Origin of the sequence: Nonomuraea deserti, from assembly GCF_004348685.1 — a bacterium.
GTDB classification, from domain to species: domain Bacteria; phylum Actinomycetota; class Actinomycetes; order Streptosporangiales; family Streptosporangiaceae; genus Nonomuraea; species Nonomuraea deserti.
This window is the reverse complement of sequence record NZ_SMKO01000356.1, coordinates 1-3806: the sequence shown is the minus strand read 5'-3', so window position 1 is coordinate 3806 and position 3806 is coordinate 1. Positions and strand designations below refer to the sequence as shown.

Here is a 3806-nt window from a genome sequence, read left to right as displayed (position 1 = left end):
TGCTGGACATCGTGCTCGGCGTCGGCATGAAGACGCTGTCGAACTACACCAACCACATCGCCTGCACCCCGCTGGATCCCGCCTGGGCCGATCAGCAGTGGAGGCGGGAGCAGGCAACGGCCTGACCGGCGCCGGCTCCCTCTGGGTGCCGTCCAGGGCGGCGGGCGACACCCGTCATCGGCCTGATTCGCCGTCCTGGGCAGTTGCGACGCTGCCCCGCGATCCCTTGTCGCCGCGGGCCGGCCGCCCTCCGTGAAAGGGCTCGTGCGGCGGCTTCATCGCCTTCGACCTCGACGAGCCCACGGGCATCGTCGAGGGCGCACGGGGCCGCGGAGACTCCCCAGGGGGTGGCGATACAGGCTGTGGTCGTATCGTCGTCGGCAACAAGATGACCTCCGGTACGCGGACGGCACCGTACTGGCCTCGACGCCTGCCTCGACGGCCCTGTCGACCAGCACGCCGTCAGCCTCGACGGCCCGCCCTCCACCGGCGCCTTCTGAAGATCAGCCCGTCTGGCGGCCCACCCGTAGCGCGGAGCCCGTCTCGGGCGGCGCCGGGGCAGCGGTCGTCGAGCACGTCCCGCCGGGGGCGGGCGGAGTTCCCGGACGAGGTGGTGGCCTTCGTCGCCCGGCAGATGAGGGTGCCGGGCGCGTACTTCGGCCGGTTGGTCAGGACGCGCGTGGCGCTGCGCCCTCCCCTGCGGCCCACGCCTGCGCTGCTCCGAGGTCCTCGTAGAGCCGCGTGCGCTGCTCGGTGCTGAGCGTCGTGGAGATGGCCGAGAGGGTACGGCCGGCTTCGGCGTCCGCGCCGGCGGCCAGTACGGTGCGCACGATGCCCGCCCGTACGGCGGGGGGTAGAGCGGGCAGCATCCTGTGGAGGTCGGTGAGGCTCTCCTCGGGAGTGCGTGAGGCACGGAAGGCGCCGAATACCGTGCCGAGTTCATCGTCGGTGCAGTGGTCCCACAGGGCCGGCATCGCGACGGTCTCTTCGGCGTGCAGGTGTGCCAGGTACGCACTGATGAGCTCATTCAGGACCAGGTAGAGGCCGTGCTGCGCCTCCGGGAGAGAGCCCACGGGGGCCTTCGGCAGCTCGCGCGCCCGCTCGTCCAGCGCGGCCAAGGCCGCGTCGAGCCGTGCATGCTCCGCGTCCAGGGCTTCGGCCGCCGCGGGCGCCCGGTCTCGCAAGAGCGGGTGGATGAAGGTGTCCTCGTGGTCGGCATGCTCGCGGAGCTCCTGCGTCATGGACAGGCAGCGGTCCGCCAATCGTGCGAGGGCGCCAGAATCCGCGGCGTCGGCGGCACCGAGCTCGACGACGAGGACGAAGAGCCGCGCCCGCTGCCCCATGTGAACGTTCCGATACAAGTCCGGCCTGGGCATGGTCGTTCTCCTGTGACGAGAAGGTGAAGTAAACTGGCAACATATTTCCATACAGACAATGTGTTGTCAAAGGAGAAGGTCGTGTCCGATGAGACAGCTCTGCTCGTGGCCGATGTGTTCGAGGCCGCTGGGGCGCTGCGCCGCCTGGGAGAGCACACGGCGCAATCGCAAGGCCTCACTCAGGCTCGATGGCAGGTCCTCAGCGTGGCCTCGGAAGAAGCCCTGACCGTGCCGCAGGCCGCGCGCCGCCTCGGCGTCAGCCGGCAGAACGTGCAACGCGTCGCGAATGATCTCGTCGCTCTCGGGCACGCTGCCTACGAGCCCAATCCCGATCACCGCGGCTCCCCGCTGCTGACGCTCACCCTGAGCGGCCGGGAGGCGCTCGCCCGAGTCACGGCTCGGGCTTCGGCCCTGCACCGGGAGCTGTTCGCAGCCCTCGCCGATGAAGAGATCAGCGCGGCGCGGGACTTCCTCCGACGGCTGCTCGCGGAGCTGGACCGCCACGAGGGGGTGAGCGGCAGGCGCTAGGGGGATGCCGCCCTCTACCGGAGACCTCGTTGCTTGTCCGGTTCGGACACGTCCTTGATCACCCACTTCACCTCCGCATCGTCCGGGCGCGCCGGCATCTTCGGTAGCGGCCTGACGTGCCTGCGGCCGCGTGCGTGGTGAAGGCGAGCGCGGGAGCGCCGAAGAACAGGTCGCGTTCTCCGCCGCCGTCAACGCGCCGGAGACGGCGCTCACCTGCAGCTGATGTTGTGACCGGAGACGATCACCGGGTCGAGGGGCTGCCCGAGGTTCTTTCGGTATGCCGATGAGATGTGCTGCAGTGTTCGGTGACTGCCAGAGTGACGAGGTGTCGCTCCTTGTCCCTGAACTGATCTGTTCCGACATCCAGGCCAGTCTGGTCTTCTATCGCCTGCTGGGCTTCAGGGTTCGCTACGAGCGGCCCCAGGAGCGATTTGCCTACCTTGAACGTGACGGGGCGGACTTGATGCTGGAGCAGCCGTTGAGCCGGGACCGTCTCTACCCGCGCGCGGAACTGGTCCATCCCTACGGGCGGGGGATCAATCTCACTGTCGAAGTGGATGACGTAGACCAGGTTCACGCCACACTGCTTGCTGCCGGCTACGAGATGTGGCTGCCGTTGGAAGAGCGCTGGTACGGGCGGACAGCCGACGCCGTGGGCGTGCGCCAGTTCGCGGTGCAGGACCCGGACGGCTACCTACTGCGCCTTTCTCAGCACTTGGGGACGCGTCCTCGGTGACCGCGCTCGTGACGGTGCGGCTTCGACTTCCTGTGCGCCGACAGGTTGTCCAGGATCACGTGGCTGGGGGCGCCGTCCGGGCGGGCGGCGCAGATGGATCAGATGGAGCGGAGGGCGGCCCAGGTGTGGTCGATGCCCTTGCGCCGGTGGTTGACGCCCCACAGCACGTCCACCTATCGAACGTGATCACCCCATCCAACCGGCAGGGGTTCCGGTCAGCACTAGATCCAGCCCTCCTCCCAGGCGCGGTGGGCGGCCGCGTGGCGGGAGGTGACGCCCAGCTTGGCCATGGCTCCCGACAGGTAGTTGCGCACGGTCCCCGGCGCGAGGTGGACCTGGGCGGCGATCTCCTTGACGGAGGCGCCCGAGCGGGAGGCGCGCAGCACCTCCAGTTCGCGGCCGGTGAGCGGGCAGTCGTCCTCGGTCAGGGCGGAGGCGGCGATGTCGGGGTCGACGTAGCGGCGCCCGGCCGCCACATCACGGATGATCTCGGCCAGCCGGGCCGCGGGCGTCGTCTTGGGCACGAACCCGCTCACCCCCGCCGACAGGGCCCGTCGCAGCACGCCGGGGCGGGCGTGTCTCGTGACCAGGATGATCTTGGTGGGGAGCTCGGCCCGGATCTCCCCGGCCGCGCGCAGCCCGTCGGCCGGGGGCATCTCCAGGTCGAGCACAGCGATGTCGGGCCGGTGCTCGCGCGCCAGGCGTACCGCGTCGGTCGAGGTGGCCGCCTCGGCGGCCACCTCGAGGTCCTCCTCCAGGCTCAGCAACGCCGCCAGCGCGCCCCTGATCAGGTCCTCGTCGTCGGCGATCAGCAGCCGGATCATCACGCCCCCGAGTCTCGCGTACGTGGTGCGTGGCCGTCCACCGGCAGCGTGGCCGTCACGGTGAACCGGTCGCCGACGTGTTCCCAGGTCAGCTCGCCTCCGGCCGCGGCGAGCCGCTCGGCCAGGACGGTCAGGCCCGTGCCGGAGCCGGGCGGGCCGCAGGCGCCGTCGTTGCCGACGCGCAGCTGGGCCAGGTCGCCGGTGACCCGGTAGCCGACCTCGGCGTGCCGTGCCCGGCTGTGGCGCAGCACGTTGGTGGTGGCCTCCCGCATCACCAGGCCCAGCAGGTGGCGGGCGGTCTCCGGCAGGCCGGCAGGGCCGGCGGGGTCGGCGGGGTCGGCG

Annotated in this window: 5 protein-coding genes and 1 pseudogene; 2 read left to right on the top strand and 4 right to left on the bottom strand. The window is 70.6% G+C overall.

Going from position 1 to position 3806, the window contains the following annotated elements; genetic code table 11:
• Nucleotides 1-668: 668 nt before the first annotated feature.
• Entirely contained in the window at nt 669-1376 is a 708-nt protein-coding gene (locus tag E1292_RS49765) for a hemerythrin domain-containing protein (protein ID WP_132606777.1), read from the bottom strand.
• An 81-nt stretch (nt 1377-1457) separates the two neighbouring features.
• On the opposite strand from E1292_RS49765, the gene E1292_RS49760 reads away from it, so the two are divergent.
• Complete coding sequence (locus E1292_RS49760) at nt 1458-1904, top strand: MarR family winged helix-turn-helix transcriptional regulator (protein WP_132606776.1); 447 nt, start codon at nt 1458-1460, stop codon at nt 1902-1904.
• Between the two features lie 325 nt (nt 1905-2229).
• Nucleotides 2230-2640, top strand: a complete 411-nt coding sequence (locus E1292_RS49755) for a bleomycin resistance protein (RefSeq protein ID WP_220447460.1) — start codon at nt 2230-2232, stop codon at nt 2638-2640.
• Between the two features lie 29 nt (nt 2641-2669).
• Here E1292_RS49755 and E1292_RS55585 read toward each other — a convergent pair.
• The 3 genes and pseudogenes from E1292_RS55585 to E1292_RS49740 all read right to left on the bottom strand — a co-directional run.
• Nucleotides 2670-2810: pseudogene (locus tag E1292_RS55585) on the bottom strand (IS630 family transposase); the annotation flags it as partial.
• Between the two features lie 51 nt (nt 2811-2861).
• Nucleotides 2862-3464 carry a response regulator transcription factor gene (locus tag E1292_RS49745; RefSeq protein WP_132606778.1) on the bottom strand — a complete coding sequence of 201 codons (603 nt, stop codon included), beginning with the start codon at nt 3462-3464 and terminating at the stop codon, nt 2862-2864.
• On the bottom strand, nt 3464-3806 hold a 343-nt coding region (locus E1292_RS49740), incomplete at its 5' end, for a sensor histidine kinase (protein ID WP_369334354.1). The genes E1292_RS49740 and E1292_RS49745, both read right to left, overlap by 1 nt.